Annotated in this window: 16 protein-coding genes; 7 read left to right on the top strand and 9 right to left on the bottom strand. The window is 56.8% G+C overall.

Translation table 11 applies throughout. From position 1 onward, the window contains the following. Positions 1-65 precede the first annotated feature (65 nt). Both OHL22_RS02735 and rfaD read left to right on the top strand, forming a co-directional pair. Complete coding sequence (locus tag OHL22_RS02735) at positions 66-1,163, top strand: glycosyltransferase family 9 protein (RefSeq protein WP_263332930.1); 1,098 nt, start codon at positions 66-68, stop codon at positions 1,161-1,163. An 88-nt stretch (positions 1,164-1,251) separates the two neighbouring features. Continuing rightward, positions 1,252-2,250: an ADP-glyceromanno-heptose 6-epimerase gene (gene rfaD, locus OHL22_RS02730; protein WP_263332928.1), complete on the top strand. Its 999-nt coding sequence runs from the start codon at positions 1,252-1,254 to the stop codon at positions 2,248-2,250. 3 nt (positions 2,251-2,253) lie between these two features. On the opposite strand, the gene OHL22_RS02725 is transcribed toward rfaD, so the two are convergent. Continuing rightward, entirely contained in the window at positions 2,254-2,844 is a 591-nt protein-coding gene (locus OHL22_RS02725) for a D-glycero-alpha-D-manno-heptose-1,7-bisphosphate 7-phosphatase (protein ID WP_263333305.1), read from the bottom strand. 189 nt (positions 2,845-3,033) lie between these two features. On the opposite strand from OHL22_RS02725, the gene OHL22_RS02720 reads away from it, so the two are divergent. After that, the gene (locus tag OHL22_RS02720; RefSeq protein ID WP_263332926.1) at positions 3,034-3,651 is read left to right on the top strand and encodes a D-sedoheptulose-7-phosphate isomerase; all 618 of its coding nucleotides are present in this window, start codon (positions 3,034-3,036) and stop codon (positions 3,649-3,651) included. 61 nt (positions 3,652-3,712) lie between these two features. Continuing rightward, positions 3,713-5,188, top strand: a complete 1,476-nt coding sequence (hldE, locus tag OHL22_RS02715; RefSeq protein WP_263332924.1) for a bifunctional D-glycero-beta-D-manno-heptose-7-phosphate kinase/D-glycero-beta-D-manno-heptose 1-phosphate adenylyltransferase HldE — start codon at positions 3,713-3,715, stop codon at positions 5,186-5,188. On the opposite strand, the gene OHL22_RS02710 is transcribed toward hldE, so the two are convergent. Continuing rightward, positions 5,185-6,150 (bottom strand): alpha/beta hydrolase, encoded by a 966-nt coding sequence (locus tag OHL22_RS02710; protein ID WP_263332922.1) that lies wholly within the window; start codon positions 6,148-6,150, stop codon positions 5,185-5,187. The genes hldE and OHL22_RS02710 overlap by 4 nt on opposite strands. A gap of 92 nt (positions 6,151-6,242) precedes the next feature. Between OHL22_RS02710 and OHL22_RS02705 the strand changes: the two genes are divergently transcribed. Beyond that, the gene (locus OHL22_RS02705; protein ID WP_263332920.1) at positions 6,243-6,560 is read left to right on the top strand and encodes a Rieske (2Fe-2S) protein; all 318 of its coding nucleotides are present in this window, start codon (positions 6,243-6,245) and stop codon (positions 6,558-6,560) included. Positions 6,561-6,587: 27 nt separating this feature from the next. On the opposite strand, the gene OHL22_RS02700 is transcribed toward OHL22_RS02705, so the two are convergent. The 6 genes from OHL22_RS02700 to gap all read right to left on the bottom strand — a co-directional run bounded on the left by OHL22_RS02700 (position 6,588) and on the right by gap (position 12,524). Next, positions 6,588-7,796 carry an acyltransferase family protein gene (locus tag OHL22_RS02700; protein ID WP_263332918.1) on the bottom strand — a complete coding sequence of 403 codons (1,209 nt, stop codon included), beginning with the start codon at positions 7,794-7,796 and terminating at the stop codon, positions 6,588-6,590. 56 nt (positions 7,797-7,852) lie between these two features. After that, positions 7,853-8,605 (bottom strand): triose-phosphate isomerase, encoded by a 753-nt coding sequence (tpiA, locus tag OHL22_RS02695; protein WP_263332916.1) that lies wholly within the window; start codon positions 8,603-8,605, stop codon positions 7,853-7,855. 143 nt (positions 8,606-8,748) lie between these two features. Next, complete coding sequence (locus OHL22_RS02690) at positions 8,749-9,288, bottom strand: hypothetical protein (RefSeq protein ID WP_263332914.1); 540 nt, start codon at positions 9,286-9,288, stop codon at positions 8,749-8,751. A 101-nt stretch (positions 9,289-9,389) separates the two neighbouring features. After that, positions 9,390-10,604, bottom strand: a complete 1,215-nt coding sequence (locus OHL22_RS02685; RefSeq protein ID WP_263332912.1) for a phosphoglycerate kinase — start codon at positions 10,602-10,604, stop codon at positions 9,390-9,392. Between the two features lie 5 nt (positions 10,605-10,609). After that, positions 10,610-11,014, bottom strand: coding sequence for a RidA family protein (locus OHL22_RS02680; RefSeq protein ID WP_263332910.1), 405 nt, complete (start codon positions 11,012-11,014; stop codon positions 10,610-10,612). A 505-nt stretch (positions 11,015-11,519) separates the two neighbouring features. Further along, positions 11,520-12,524, bottom strand: coding sequence for a type I glyceraldehyde-3-phosphate dehydrogenase (gene gap, locus OHL22_RS02675; RefSeq protein WP_263332908.1), 1,005 nt, complete (start codon positions 12,522-12,524; stop codon positions 11,520-11,522). 361 nt (positions 12,525-12,885) lie between these two features. On the opposite strand from gap, the gene OHL22_RS02670 reads away from it, so the two are divergent. Further along, a complete protein-coding gene (locus OHL22_RS02670) occupies positions 12,886-13,668 on the top strand; it encodes an ATP-binding protein (RefSeq protein WP_263332907.1) in 783 nt (260 codons plus the stop codon). A gap of 26 nt (positions 13,669-13,694) precedes the next feature. Beyond that, a complete protein-coding gene (locus OHL22_RS02665) occupies positions 13,695-14,249 on the top strand; it encodes a DinB family protein (protein ID WP_263332906.1) in 555 nt (184 codons plus the stop codon). A 9-nt stretch (positions 14,250-14,258) separates the two neighbouring features. On the opposite strand, the gene ribA is transcribed toward OHL22_RS02665, so the two are convergent. Further along, positions 14,259-14,918, bottom strand: coding sequence for a GTP cyclohydrolase II (gene ribA / locus OHL22_RS02660; RefSeq protein ID WP_263332903.1), 660 nt, complete (start codon positions 14,916-14,918; stop codon positions 14,259-14,261). Positions 14,919-14,977 lie beyond the last annotated feature (59 nt).

Genomic DNA, 14,977 nt, shown 5'->3' with positions numbered 1-14,977 from the left:
CTTCCTACCACGAACCGAGCGGCAGCCGGATAGCTGTTGCCCGTATACATCGAGCAGGAGACCGCTTGCATTCAGATCAGACGGTTACCCCCGATCCGTCCGTTCGTAAAGTATTGATCTATCGGCTTGGCTCGCTGGGCGACACAGTTGTTGCGCTGCCATGCTTTCATCTCATCGAGCGCAAGTTTCCAAATGCCGAACGGCGGCTTCTGACAAATTTCCCCATTCATGCCAAGGCACCGGCATCCGCGGCAGTGCTCGGCGATTCAGGGCTGGTGCATGGCTACATGCGTTATACAGTCGGCACGCGCAGTGCCGGTGAGCTGCTCAGACTGGCGCGCGAGATTCGCCGATTCAAGCCGGATGTGCTGGTTTACCTGATGCCGGTGCGATCAACCGCAAGCGTCCAGCGCGACAAGTGGTTTTTCCGCGTGGCGTGCGGTGTTCGGCATATCGTGGGCATCCCTGTACCCGAGCAGTTAGAAAGGATCGAGAATTCATCCACCGGCATGTATCAATCAGAAGCCGTGCGCCTTGCGCTCACTGTCAGCGCACTCGGCGATGCCGGTGTCAGCGAGTTGAAGAACTGGTCGCTGCGACTGACCGATTCCGAGCGCAACAAGGCTCGCACTGGGCTCGGACAGAAGGTCGGCCAACCGCTTGTCGTCTGCGGTCCCGGAACGAAGATGCAGGCAAAGGACTGGGGGCAGGAGAACTGGCGTTTACTGATGGAAAAACTATCCTCGGCATATCCCGGTTTCGGACTGGCGATGATTGGCGCGAAAGAAGATTCAGAGGTCAGCGAATATGCAGCCGCAGCATGGTTGGGGCCAAAGGTGAACCTCTGTGGCATACTGAGTCCGAGAGAAACGGCAGCCGTGCTCGAGCATGCTGCTGTCTTTCTCGGCCCGGATTCAGGTCCAATGCATCTGGCTGCGTGCGCAGGCGTGCCGTGTGTAATTGCGTTTGCAGCGCGAGGTCTGCCAGGTGTCTGGTACCCGGCAGGATCGCAACATCGTGTCATTTACCATAAAGTCGATTGCTTCGGATGCAACCTGGAAACATGCATCGAGCAGGACCGGAAATGCCTTACATCCATCACTGTTGATGAAATGGCAGATGCGGTCGCTGCAGTGATGGCAAAAAGAACAGAAGCTGTCTGAGCAGGTTGCAGCTTTGTGGCGCATCTGAGCAGTTGTTTCACGCGAACCATAATCTCAGTCGGCAACAATACAGGAGAGAATTTCCCCCATGTACATCGTCACAGGCGGCGCGGGCTTTATCGGCAGCAATCTGGTCCATGAGCTCAACGCGAACGGCATCACCGACATCCTGATCGTCGACAACTTCGCCAATGCGCGCAAATTTCTCAACCTGCATGGCGCGCGGTATATCGACTACATGGACAAGCGCGAGTTTCGCCGGGTTCTGAAGGAGTCGCCGAATTCTCTCGGCAAGACGGAAGCGATCCTGCACCAGGGCGCCTGCTCCAACACGCTCGAAGACGACGGCGTGTACATGATGGACAACAACTTCACCTACACGAAAGAAGTACTGCGGTATGCGCTCTCGGTAGAAGCACCGCTGGTCTTTGCTTCCACGGCAGCGGTTTATGGATTAAGTGGACCGGGTCGTTTCACGCTGACCATCGAGAACGAACGCCCTCTCAATATCTACGGTTACTCCAAGCTCGTCTTCGATCACTATTTTCGCAATGAGCTTAAGCTCGGCCATATCCCAAGCACGGTGGTGGGGCTGCGCTACTTCAACGTCTACGGTCCGCGCGAGCAGCACAAGGGTCGCATGGCATCGGTGATTCATCACTTTACCAAGCAGATGAAAGAACAGGGCAAGGTGAGACTCTTCGCTGGAACCGGCGGCTATGGCGATGGCGAGCAGCGCCGCGATTTCGTCTACGTTCGCGATCTGGCCAAGCTCAATATGTTCTTTGCGCAGATTGGGCCTTACGCGCCAAAGGCCGGCGAGCAAGCGAAAATCTATCGCGGGGTGGCCAATGCAGGAAGCGGCAAGAGCCGCACCTTCAATGACGTGGCCCGCGCGCTGATGACTGTGCACGGGGAATGCCCGATTGAGTACATTCCGTTTCCGGCTGATCTTGAGGGCCGCTATCAGCACTACACCGAGGCCGATCTTGGCACCCTGCGCGAGCTTGGCTACACAGGATCGATGACGGAGCTCGAAGCTGGCATCACCGAAACCTACGCGACGATGCGGGAGACAGGCGAGTAGCTGTTAGCGCGCAAGCAAATAATCAACGGCATCCGGCAAGGTTGCAAGAGCGAGGTTTGCCAACGTCGCGCCTTTCTCTGAACCGGGCTTGCGATGCGCCTGCGCTTCGGCATCGCCTTCGAGAAAGATCGCAGGCATGCTGAGATTGCGCGCAAACTCAATATCTGATGCCGAGTCGCCGATCATTACGCTGGTGTTAACGCTGATCTCGGCAAACTGCGCTTTTGCCTGTTCGAACAAGCCTGGCAGCGGTTTGCGGCAATCGCAGCTTTGCTTGTCATGCGGGCAGAAGTAGAAGCCATCAATCTTTGCACCGTATGTTGCCAGTACGCGATTCAATTGCGTGTGAATCGCATCGACATCGGCGGTTGTATAGAGACCAAGAGAGACACCACGCTGGTTGGAAAGCACGAGAACGCGCAAGCCAGCATGATTCAGTCGGGCCATTGCTTCGGGAACACCAGGGAGAAGCGCGAATTCTTCCCAACGCGTGACATATTTGCCCTCAGGCATTTTGCGATTAATGACTCCGTCACGATCTAGAAATACGGTGCGGAGCGTGGTACGAAAGTCAGGTGCGGTGCTCCCAGTAATGGAGCTCTGTTCGGAATGAGCTATCGACGGATTCGTCACCCGGTTAGAATACAAGTATTACGTTGATGTCGTCCGGCAGGAAGGCAGCATAGGTCGGCCAGTTCAACCGGAAACATGAGACATAGACGGCCCGAGCAGTGGCCCACTTCCGTTCCGCATCTCCCCCGGGAATGCGAGGCAAAGGAGCGCATGGCGAATCATCCGGATCGGGAGTCCGTCTTCGGCAAAGGCATTGTCGATCATCTCGAACTGATTCAAACCCTGCACCACCAGCAGGAGTTGTTGGAAGAGATTGCGAAACTGATGGCAGCAGCTCTGCACCGGGGCAATCAGATCTTCTGGTGCGGCAATGGCGGCAGCGCCGGTGACTCGCAGCATCTCGCCGCTGAGATCGTAGGCCGCTTCCGTCGCGAGCGTCGCGGTCTACCTTCGATCGCGCTCACAACCGACACTTCGATCCTAACCTCAGTTGCAAACGACTACGGCTATGAGGCTGTTTTCGCACGCCAGATTGAAGCGCTGGGCAATGAAGGCGATGTGCTGGTAGGCATTTCAACCTCAGGTAACAGCCACAATGTCGTCTGCGCATTGCAGGCCGCGCGTGCCCGCAATATTGCCACCGTTGCTTTTACCGGCGAGGGCGGCGGACGCATGGCCCCACTTGCAGATTATCTCTTCGCAGTGCAGTCGCGCGATACGGCCCGCGTTCAAGAAGCGCACATGCTTGCTGGACACATGCTTTGCGATTGGATCGAACTGGATTGGGTCGCTTCAGAAGCCGCTCGCGTGGAATCTGCAATCAAGTAAACATCATCAGGCGCAGGCGCTGTTTAGATGCTCACTTAGCACGGAAACCCAAGGATGAAAAATGATCGAACAGCTTCATGACGTCATTCAAAAGATTGAACAGGAGTGGCCTGCAAAGCGGCTGCTGGTGCTCGGCGACGTCATGCTCGATAAATACATTTGGGGCGATGTGGGCCGCATCTCGCCTGAGGCTCCAGTACCGGTGGTGCGTGCAACGCACCAGAGCCAGCAGCCCGGCGGCGCAGCGAACGTTGCGATGAATCTCGCCAAGCTTGGAGCACAAGTCTGGCTTATTGGATTTACAGGCGGCGATGCTGATGAGAAATTACTCGAAGCCTGTGTGAAAGAGCACGGGATCGAATCGGCATTTGTCCCTTGCAGCGGCTTTCCTACAATCACGAAAACCCGCATCGTTGGCGGCCGCCAACAGATGCTTCGTCTCGATAGCGAAAATCTGGGCCAGCGTGCGCAGGGCGATCACAGCAGGCTACTGGAGCGCGCACTGGAAGAGCTGCCGAAATGCGATGCCGTCGTGCTTTCGGATTATGCCAAAGGCGTCCTGATGCCAGAGTTGTGCCAGGCAGTGATCCACGCTGCGCGCCAGCACGGGATTCCTGTGCTGGTCGATCCCAAGACTGCTGATTTTTCGCGGTACAAGGGTGCGACGACAGTGTGCCCGAATTTGAATGAGCTCTCAGTTGCAACGCGCGAGGATGCTCGGAATCTTGAAGCGATGCTCACATCGGGCGAGCAAATGGTCTCGGCGTTTGATCTTGAATATCTGACGGTAACGCTGAGCGAGAAGGGAATTGCGGTTCTGCGGCCGGGCAACCGGTTTCTCGCTCCGGCACAGGCACGGCAGGTCTTTGATGTGTCTGGCGCGGGCGACACCGTGATCGCGGTTCTTTCACTATGCCTTGCTTCCGGTCTTGCCATTGAGCCTTCCGTGCAGCTTGCGAATATCGCTGCTGGCATTGTTGTCGGCAAGGTCGGCACTGTTCCTGTTGAGAAGCATGAACTGCTCGCTGCGCTTGCTCCAGACATTGCACTGCATGCGGAAGACAAGGTGCTCACACGCGATGAGCTGGCGCGCCGCGTTGCCGTATGGCGCGCGAATGGCGAACGTGTCGTCTTCACTAATGGGTGCTTCGATCTGATTCACGTTGGGCATATCACCGTGCTGGAACAGTCGCGCAGATTGGGTGATCGTCTGATAGTCGCGATCAACAGCGATGAATCCGTGTCGTGCCTGAAGGGGCCGAACCGGCCAGTGGTCGGTGAAAATGAGCGCGCTCGTGTGTTGGCCGCACTTGCTTCTGTCGATGCAGTCACCATCTTTGGCGAAGCCACTCCGTTTGAGTTGATCGTTGCGACTCGGCCGGATGTGATCGTCAAAGGGGGCGATTACAACGAAGACACAGTTGTTGGCGCAAAGGAAGTGAAGTCGTGGGGCGGCAAAGTAGCGATTGTGCCGACGGTCGAAGGTCACTCAACAACAAGGCTTATTCAGCGCTCTCTGGCAGGAACGAGCAGTTAGCGCGTAGCCGGGGATGTAAGCTCATCCAGCCAGCGGCTGATCTCGGGAACAAAGTTGAGATTGGTGGTCACTGGCGCGCGCAAGACGACCGACATCTTTGGTGAGCGGACCAGTTGATAAGCTGCCGGTGGTTTCGCTTCTGCAGCACTGGGCTGCGAAATGAGCCAGAGCGATGGCAGGGCCAGTCCAGATGCCGCGGCCGCGAGATCGTAACGATCCTTGACCAGCCAGTGCGCTGGCACCAGGCGGCTTCGCCGGTCAGAAAAAACAGTCTGCATGGCGTCGATGACAGGGTCCGTGAGAACCACGCCAGCTATCCTTGACGATGGCTGCCCGGTCAGCTCAGCGGCTATGTCCGCTCCCAGTTCTTCCCCGTACACAACGATGGACGAAGCTGCGATATGGCGTGACTGCTCCAGATAGGTGAGTGATTCGTTTGCGTCTTCAAGCAGGCGGCCTTCGCTCGGTTTGCCTGGTACGCTCTGACCATATCCGCGATAGTCGATGGCAAGAACATTGACTCCGAGGCGATGCAGCGCAGCGAGCGTATCAACGTCGCTGCTCAGGTCGCCATCGGCTCCATGGAGGTAGAGCATCGTGAAACGCGCGGCGGGCGAGGGAATCCACCATCCTGTGAGTCGTGTGTCTCCGGATTCGGTAGCCCAGAAATGCACCGGTTCAAATGCCAGTCCTGCGCTTGCCGGAGTTTTTGTGATCGTACGCTGTGGGTGATACAGCAACTGCCAGCTGCCTTGCCAATAGAGCAGACACAGCGCCATCCACCCGCAGCCTGCAGCGATGACGATCATGACAGCCAAAGCTGATAACAGCCATCGCCCTGACACATTCGGAAACGCCGAGGCAGGCTGGTGCTGCATCTCTTCAAGCGCCTTGGTGAAAGCCGATGCATGTGGCTTCTGCTGTGGCTTGGCTTTGCGCTGGGATGGTTTTGCTTTCGGCATGCTTTCGGTAGCTTGTTATAAGAGCGGCTGATAAAACCGGCTGTATTGATCCTATCGCGTCCGATACTATGAAGTGGTTTGAGGGAGTGTATATGCCGGAAATGATCCGAGTCTGCAGCGAGAGCGAACTGCCTGCGGAGGGCGATGTATGTGAAGCTGCGGATGGCAATCTGTGCATCGCTCGCGTCAACGGCGAGATTGCCGTGCTGACGAATATCTGTCCGCATGAAGAGGGCCCGCTTGGGCAGGGAATTATTGAAAACGGCCGTGTCGTGTGTCCATTTCACGGATGGGCATTTGACGTTAAGACTGGAGCCGCGGAACACAACCCGAACGCGAAGGCGCGCGTGTTTCCCTGCGAAGTTCGCGACGGTGCGCTCTATGTGCTTCCTGTGCCGATTTCAAGTTAGCGTGCATCGCATCGCCGCCGATGAGTCTTACACAATGCTGCGCACACCCGGAATTCGAACAAGAGGATCAGACAGCAGCCAGCATGCTGTGCATGTCAATACGCCTGTAACGCCGAATTTGATGAGTGCCGGTGCGGTCCAATGCCAGAGTGCAAGGCTGATGCTCACAAGAATCGGCGGATGGATGATGTACACAGCATAGGCGCGGCGATTGAGCCAATCCCAGAGCGGCGATGGCTGATTCATGTATTTGCGAAACAGCAGCAACCATGCGCCTATCAGAGCCCACGCAACAAACGGCTCCCAGAAGGCGTACAGGATCGCGGGCCAGGAGAGTCCACCCGAAAAATCGGCTTTGCCTCCACTGTGGAAGGCGCGCGCTACCGCAATCCCTATCGGCATCGCGGGAAACGCTATGATCAGTGTCCGCAGCCATGGGCGGACATTGCGCCACGAGAGCTGCCGCAGCCAGTCGTGACGGCGTGCCGCAATACCGACCGCAAAGAGGAAGATATATCCGGCGAAGTAGCCAAGCTGCAGACCGAAGACATTCTTACCGACAGGCACAAACTCCCGGATGGCTAGCGCTCCAACCGCTGTTCCCACGGCGCTCAGCAGCCACCAGCCGTAACCTGGAACTGGCTTCGGACTACGTCTCGCACCGGCAAGGGGCATGCCGAAGATCGCCCGCCATGCGCAATAGGCGAGGCTGAAGATCAGCAATGCCTGGGCAAACCACAATGGCCCGTTAATGAACTCGCGATGATTCCAGAGATACTGTATGCAAGGCCAGAATCCGTCGCCAGTTGCGGCGTTTACGATGCCTGTAGTCAGCGGTCCAAGCAGCAGGCCAAAGGCGAGCAGAGGCAATCCGAGACGGAGAAAACGATCGAGAAGAAATTGGCCGTAACCTTTGCGTTCAAGCGAGCTGGGCGTGAAGTAGCCCGCGAGCAGAAAAAAGAAGCCCATGAAATACGCCTGATTGGTAGCGACAAACATCGTCAGAAGCAAGCTGGAAAGCGTGCCCGACGGCTTGAGCTCATTCCAGAACCAACCGCCGCTGGCGCCGTATGTGATCGCCGTGTGGTGCAGAACGACCAGCGCCGTCATGACGGCACGCAACCGGTCGATGTAGAAATCGCGAGCTGGCGCGGAGGGTGTAGCGGAGGAGAGCGTGGCGGAAGGCGCTTGAGACGCGCCGTACACAGTATCCGTTTTGGCCGCCAATTCGGGCATGCCCAATACTACGCCGGATGGAGCAGAGCCGTTCCAGCCGGCGTATCGTGGATTGGCTAATATTTCACGATTGCTGCGAAGGAGTCAGGCTTGAGGCTGGCTCCGCCGACAAGCGCGCCGTCAATCTCCTCTTCATTGAGCAGGGCAGAGGCATTCTCAGGCTTTACAGAGCCGCCATAGAGGATGCGAACATTCACAGCGATCCCCGATCCGAGCAGCTTCGCAACTTCAGCGCGAATGATCTTGTGAGCTTCAACTGCCATCTCAGGAGTCGCTGTTTTACCAGTGCCGATGGCCCATACGGGTTCGTACGCGATCACGATTGGCGTGGCGGCCTCAGCGGTAATGCCTGCAAATGCGCCGGTGATCTGCGTCTTGAGCACATCAGCGGTCAGGCCTGCTTCGCGCTCGGCGAGCACTTCGCCAATGCAGACAACGGGAACGATGCCGTGTCTCAGCGCGGTGTGCAGCTTCTTGTTTACGATCTCATCGGTCTCGGCAAAATATTGCCGGCGCTCGGAGTGACCGATGAGCGTGTGCGTCGCACCAACAGCCTTGAGCATCAGCGCTGAGGTTTCGCCGGTATAAGCTCCCTCTTCGGCAAAGTGCATGTTCTGCAGGCCTGCTGCGACGTTCGAGCCCTTGACGGCTTCGACGACGGTGGCAAGCGATGTTACGGAGGGAAACAGAGCGATCTGGTCGCGGGTGTGGCCCGCGACCAGTGGTAGAAAGGCATCGGTAAAGGCCTTGGCTTCGGCCGGAGTTTTATACATCTTCCAGTTGGCTGCGATTAGTGCAATACGACCCATGTTGTGTTGGTTTCCTCGCACTCGATTTTATCGGATGCAGCCGCTGCGGCGAGATGCTTTATGACACGAGCTTGCAGGACATACACACGAGTCTGCAACACGGCTCTCTCCTTGCCCACCTATACCGGAGATATTCCCGCGAGTTAAAGGACCTCTCGCACAATGCGCCGCACCAGCTCAGTGGTTGCTCCATAAACAATGTGAGCGGCTAGTGGAGGAACCAGGGCCGGTGAAATGCGGGCACTGTCTCGAGGAGCCAGCTCGAGTGCAGGTACAGCAACCATGTCTGCCCCGCCAAACAGCGCAGCTCCGAAGATGGTTCCGAATCCGGCGGACACAGCGAGATTGCATTCAGTAAGACCGCCGTAGACTCCACCCATCAGCGCCCCAAAAGCGTAATGCACCACCGGACCGCCCTTCTGTTTTCCTTCCCAGGAAAGATGACGTCCGCCCGTTGCGGTATTGACGATGGCATCGGCAGCCTTCATCGTAGCGTCTTCCCTGGGATGCTCCTGAGCTTCAACTTCGTCCACTTCATCGCACCAGTTCTGTTCGTCGCTCTGTATAGCGGCCTTCAGCTTTTTCCCCGGACCGGCCATGAACTCATTCATGACCCACGATGCCACAAGACCGCCAATCATACCGGCCATCACCCCACGTGCAAGATTCTGCTCTTCGGCCATAAAAAGAAATCTCCTTCGCGTCGCGCTCCTCACTGGGATGCGTTCTACGAAGGAGATCTTCGTTGTCGCTGTTAAAGCGATCGAGTTCTGAACGAAATCTGCTACTTATTGGTCAACGCTTCAACGCCTGGCAGCTTCTTGCCTTCCAGGAACTCAAGGCTTGCTCCGCCGCCGGTGGAGATATGTGTGATCTGATCCGCGACTCCTGCCTGGTTGATCGCGCTTACCGAGTCACCGCCGCCGATGATCGAGGTCGCGGTCTTGTTTGCGGCCACCGCATGCGCAATGGCGTTGGTGCCCACGGCAAAGCGCGGAAATTCAAAGACACCTGCGGGGCCGTTCCAGAGAATCGTCTTCGCCTTCGAAACGATCTCCGTGATCTTCTTGACCGTCTTTGGGCCGATGTCGAGGCCCTGCCAGTCTTCGGGAAAGTTCTTCGTCGAGTCCCACTCCTGCGTTTTTGCATTGGCGGAGAAGCTGTCGGCGAGGATATTGTCGACCGGCAGCAGAATCTCCACGCTGTTAGCCTTGGCTTTTTCCAGTGCGCCTTTGGCCACGTCGATCTTGTCTTCTTCCACCAGCGATTTGCCGGTGGTCACGCCGAGCGCGCGATCAAAGGTGTAAGCCATGCCGCCAACGATTACGAGCGTATCGACCTTGTCAAGCAGGTTGTCGATCACGTCGATCTTGCCCGAGATCTTCGAGCCACCGATGATGGCGACGAACGGCTTTTCCGGAGCTTCTAGAGCCTTATTCAGATAGGTCAGCTCTTTCTCCATCAGCAGGCCGGCAGCGGCGGGCTTGAGGAAATGCGTGATGCCTTCCGTGGAGGCATGTGCGCGATGCGCCGAGCCGAAAGCATCGTTGACATAGACATCGGCCAGCGAAGCGAGCTTCTTGCTGAACTCTGGATCGTTTGCCTCTTCCTCAGCATGAAAGCGCAGATTCTCAAGCAGCAGTACCTGGCCAGACTCAAGCTGGCGCGACAACTCTTCTGCTATCTCGCCGACGCAATCTGGCGAGAAGCCTACGTTGACCGACAGGCTCACATCCTGGTCGAGCAGTTCGCGCAGGCGATCGACCACTGGCCGCAGCGAATACTTCGGGTTTAGCTTGCCTTTGGGCCGTCCCAGGTGCGAGGCCAGAATCACCTTGGCATGATGGCGCAGCGCGTATTCAATGGTGGGCAGCGTTGCGCGAATGCGGGTGTCATCGGTGATGGCCGAGCCGTCTTCGGTGAGCGGCACGTTGAAATCAACGCGGATAAAGACGCGCTTGTTTTTAAGATCAAGATCGCGAATTGAAAGCTTCGACATAATCACTAGCCTTTCGCGCCTGCTGAGGTCGCCTGCTCGGAAGCAGCGATAGCTTCCAGCTCGATCTCAACGCGCCATTTGGGGTTTAACAGTTGCGCCACAACCAGCATCGTCGCTGCCGGGCGAATGTCATGAAAGATCTCCCCATGCACACGGCCTACTGCCTGCCAGTCATCGACATGAGTGAGATAGATGCGGGTGCGGACGACATCGTTGAAAGACGCTCCCGCACGCCCAAGCACTTCGTTGGCAATCTCGAAGATGCGCCGCGTCTGCGTCTCGACATCGGCATCGTCAGCGCCAACCGGACCTGTGCCAGCAACATGGATAACGTTGCCAACGCGCACGGCGCGCGAGAAACCGATGATGGGTTCGAAAGGAGAGCCGCCGGTGAAGTTGTTTCTGCTCATTGATCCTCATCCCAGGAGTCCCAAAGTATGGCTCCGCATTCGAGACAACGACGTTTTTCATCGGTCGCCTTGGTAATCCGAGTCCTACATACCGGGCAGCGTCGAAGGGCTCGATCAAAAAGATAACCCAAGAGGAGAATCACAAGTATTACCGGGATGAATGCTATCAAGGTGATTTCAAGACGGTCCCGTAATGCTCCTTTGGGGATGTATCGAACCGCCAGAACTGCGAGGGGAAATAGCCCAATAAGCAGGATTCTGACCCGATGAAAGACCAACACAATCTGAGAGTTGTTAATTACGATCATGCGCGCAACATTTTGCGGATCTGGATATCTCGCCGAATCCGAATCATCGTTTGCGTGATCGATCTCTTCAACCCGCATCTGCTCTGCCTCTTCACGCAGGTTTGTTGTTCATGCGTGGTTGGGATCTGTGGTTCCCATCCTTCGCGAAAGTAGCGAAGGATGGGATATCCGCAGTTTTGGTGAGAGCTGAATGAAAACTACAGACCCTTCTTGACCAGGAAGCCAATCAGGTCGACAACACGGTTGGAATAGCCCCACTCGTTGTCGTACCAGCTCAGCACTTTCACGCTGTTACCAACTACCTTGGTTAGCGGAGCGTCTACGATCGAGCTGCGCTTGTCGCCCTTGAAGTCAGAGCTGACCAACTCGCCTGCCTCGTAGCCCAGGATGCCCTTGAGCTCGCCTTCTGATGCAGCCTTGAGCGCGGCATTCACAGCCTTGGCGTCAGTCGGCTTCTCGCTGATAAAGGTGAGGTCAACGATCGAGACGTTCGGAGTTGGGACGCGGATCGCGAAGCCGTCGAGCTTGCCTGCGGTCTCAGGGATGACCAGCTTCAGAGCCTTTGCGGCGCCGGTCGAGCTTGGAATCATGTTGATCGCGGCTGCGCGGGCGCGGCGCAGATCCTTGTGCGGGAAGTCGAGGATCACCTGGTCGTTGGTGTAGCTGTGAATCGTCGTCATGATGCCGCTGACGATGCCGAAGTTTTCAATGAGCACTTTGACGAGTGGCGCGAGGCAGTTGGTGGTGCAGCTCGCGTTCGAGATCACGTTATGCTGCGCCGCATCGTACTTCTCTTCGTTCACGCCCAGAACCACGGTGATGTCTTCATTAGTGGCAGGAGCCGAGATGATGACCTTCTTCACGGTCTCGCCGAGGTGAGCCTTCGCCTTGGTGGCATCGGTGAAGTGTCCCGTAGACTCAACGACGATCTGAGCACCAGTTGAGGCCCAGTCAAGCTTGGCAGGGTCGCGCTCGGCAAATACCTTGATCTTCTTGCCATCGACCGAGATGAAATCTTCACCGGCAACCACTTCGTTCGGAATGTTGCCCAGAATCGAGTCATGCTTCAACAGGTGCGCCAGCGTTGCTGGGCTGGTGAGGTCGTTCACTGCGACAAATTCAATCTCGGGGTTGCCCAGGGCCGCGCGAAATACGTTGCGGCCGATACGGCCAAACCCATTGATACCAACCTTAACTGCCATGTGTTTGCTCTCTCCTTAGAAATGCTGGACCCCACATCAGTGCGGGACCTGTGTTCGGAAAATTCGCGAGCTTCTGAGCAGGCGCAAGGGTCTTCCGCGTCTGCCGGCGGAGTATGCCAAGTCGTCGGGATTCAGCAGGATTCAGACCGCGAAAGCGCTTGCACCAAACTCTTAAGATTAACACCGCTGTCAAGTCAATCGGAACCAAATCCTGAGAATAGTTTTGTGCGGCAACGCGCATAGCGCGTGGTCCAGAGCAAGTTTAAGTTGGAGAAGTGCTCGCTGATGTACCTCTGGATGCACTGATTGATGTGCATCGAACGGATATGATAACGATGATGTAGAACTCGGACAGGAACGCATGAGACGACGCTCAAAACGCGAACCGAACCTTTCAGAATCCACCGGCAAGATCGGACACGAGCTTCCATCCAATCAGCCCAAGCCCTTAATTCCCAGTTATTCGGATGCTCCGCCTATGCAACGCCCGGCGCAGCCTGGTCCGGCGCGCATTGAATCCAATGCGGACCCAGCGCAATTTGCCAAATCCCATACGCAACGGCCACAGGTACTTGCTTCAAACTACGATGGCGAGGAGCAGGGAGCCGGCCGTTTCGAAATGGAAACGCAACCCGATCTGCCGTCAACGCCTCCGGAAGAGAATGTGGCCACGAGTCCCACCAAAGACCCGAAGGGGTTTGTGGTTCTGACGATTGGTCTGCCGGGCTCAGGCAAGACTACGTGGTTTAAGCGACGCGGGGTGCAGCCGCTATCGAGCGATATGCTTCGGACCATTCTCTTCGACGACATTACCGAGCAGCGCTATCAGGGGCTAGTTTTCTCGACGCTCCGCTCTCTATTGCGCGCACGTCTTATTGCCCGCATGCCGTGGAACTATGTGGATGCCACCAACCTCAGCGCGCATGAGCGCCGCCAGTGGATCAAGATGGCCAAGAGTTTTGGATACGAGGTGCAGGCCGTATTCTTCGACGTTCCGCTTGATGTCTGCCTTGATCGTAATCGACGCCGTGACCGCCCCGTCGGCGATGAAGTAATGCAGAAAATGGCTGAGCGCCTGAAGCCGCCGGCGTTTGATGAAGGCTTCAGTAAGATCACCGTAGTGCGCGTGAAGAATACGAACTGACAAAGTCTCAGAAAGAAGAGTGACGGATGAGCAGCAGCGCAGCGACGCCCTATATCGAGCCGTGGATGCGTGGTACATACGCAGATGTTCCTGCCGCCGGCCGTGCAGTTCTGCACGCACTTGATCTTGCGCTCGAAGACATCACGAAATGGACTGCCGGGCTGACCGATGAAGAGGTTCATCATCAGCCGTACGGTCTGCCGACAATCGCATTTCACCTGCGTCATATTGCCCGCAGCGTCGATCGCATTCTTACCTATGCCGAGGGCAACCAACTTGCGCCTGAGCAACTCGCGAAGCTCAAAGCCGAACAGCTAGGTGAAGAAACGCTGGCACAACTCATCGCTGAGGTCGAAGTCTCCTTCGTCGATGCTTCACAGCGCATTCGTGTGCTCGCTACGGCCGATCTCGAAACCTTCCGTGGAGTAGGCCGAAAGCAACTGCCCACCAGCATCGGCGGAGCCATGATCCACGTGGCAGATCATACGCAGCGGCATGTCGGGCAGGTTGTCACTACGGCAAAGCTACTGGTAGCGATGCGCGGACCAGAACCTGCAGTGGAGATCAAGCAGGAAGCCTGAGATGCGAACTCAGGCTTTCTCTTCTACCAGCGACTCCAGGATGTGCCCCATCTTCTCGTGCTTGGTCTTCAGGTATTTTTCGAAGGTCTCGTGCGGTTCAACCTCGGCTGAAACCCGTTCGACGACCTGAATGCCCGCACTCTCCAGCGCAGCTACCTTCTCGGGATTATTTGTAATCAGCCGCACAGCCGGTACGTTCAGCATCTTCAATACTTCCGCAGGCAGCTCGAAGGCACGGCAATCGGCAGCGTATCCGAGCTCTTCGTTGGCCTCGACGGTATCCAACCCCTGGTCCTGCAGCGCGTAGGCCTTGAGCTTTGCCATCAAACCGATGCCGCGGCCCTCCTGCTGTTCGTAAAGCAGAATGCCCTGGCCTTCCTGACTGATCTTGCTGAGCGCCAGCTCAAGCTGTAGTCGGCAGTCGCAGCGCAGTGAGCCGAAGACATCGCCAGTCAGGCACTGTGAATGAATACGCACCAGTGGCGGCGCGGAGTGGATGTCGCCCATTACCAGCGCTACCAGCCCTTCAACACGCTTGCCCTGTTGTGCACTCTCTTCACAGCAGGGGCGCGGCGCAGGCAGATGCCCTTCAAAACCCAGTATGCGGAAGTGACCCCAGCGCGTGGGAAAGTCAGCATCGGCAACCTTTACAACTTTCTCGAAACCCATAATCTGATTTTACGACCCTTCTGATTCGCCCCTCATTGGATGCAGCGCGGCGTCCCGCG

It is taken from the genome of Acidicapsa dinghuensis (assembly GCF_025685685.1).
GTDB lineage: Bacteria > Acidobacteriota > Terriglobia > Terriglobales > Acidobacteriaceae > Acidicapsa > Acidicapsa dinghuensis.
Note: the sequence above shows the minus strand (reverse complement) of the source record. Positions and strands in the feature narration are given on the sequence as shown.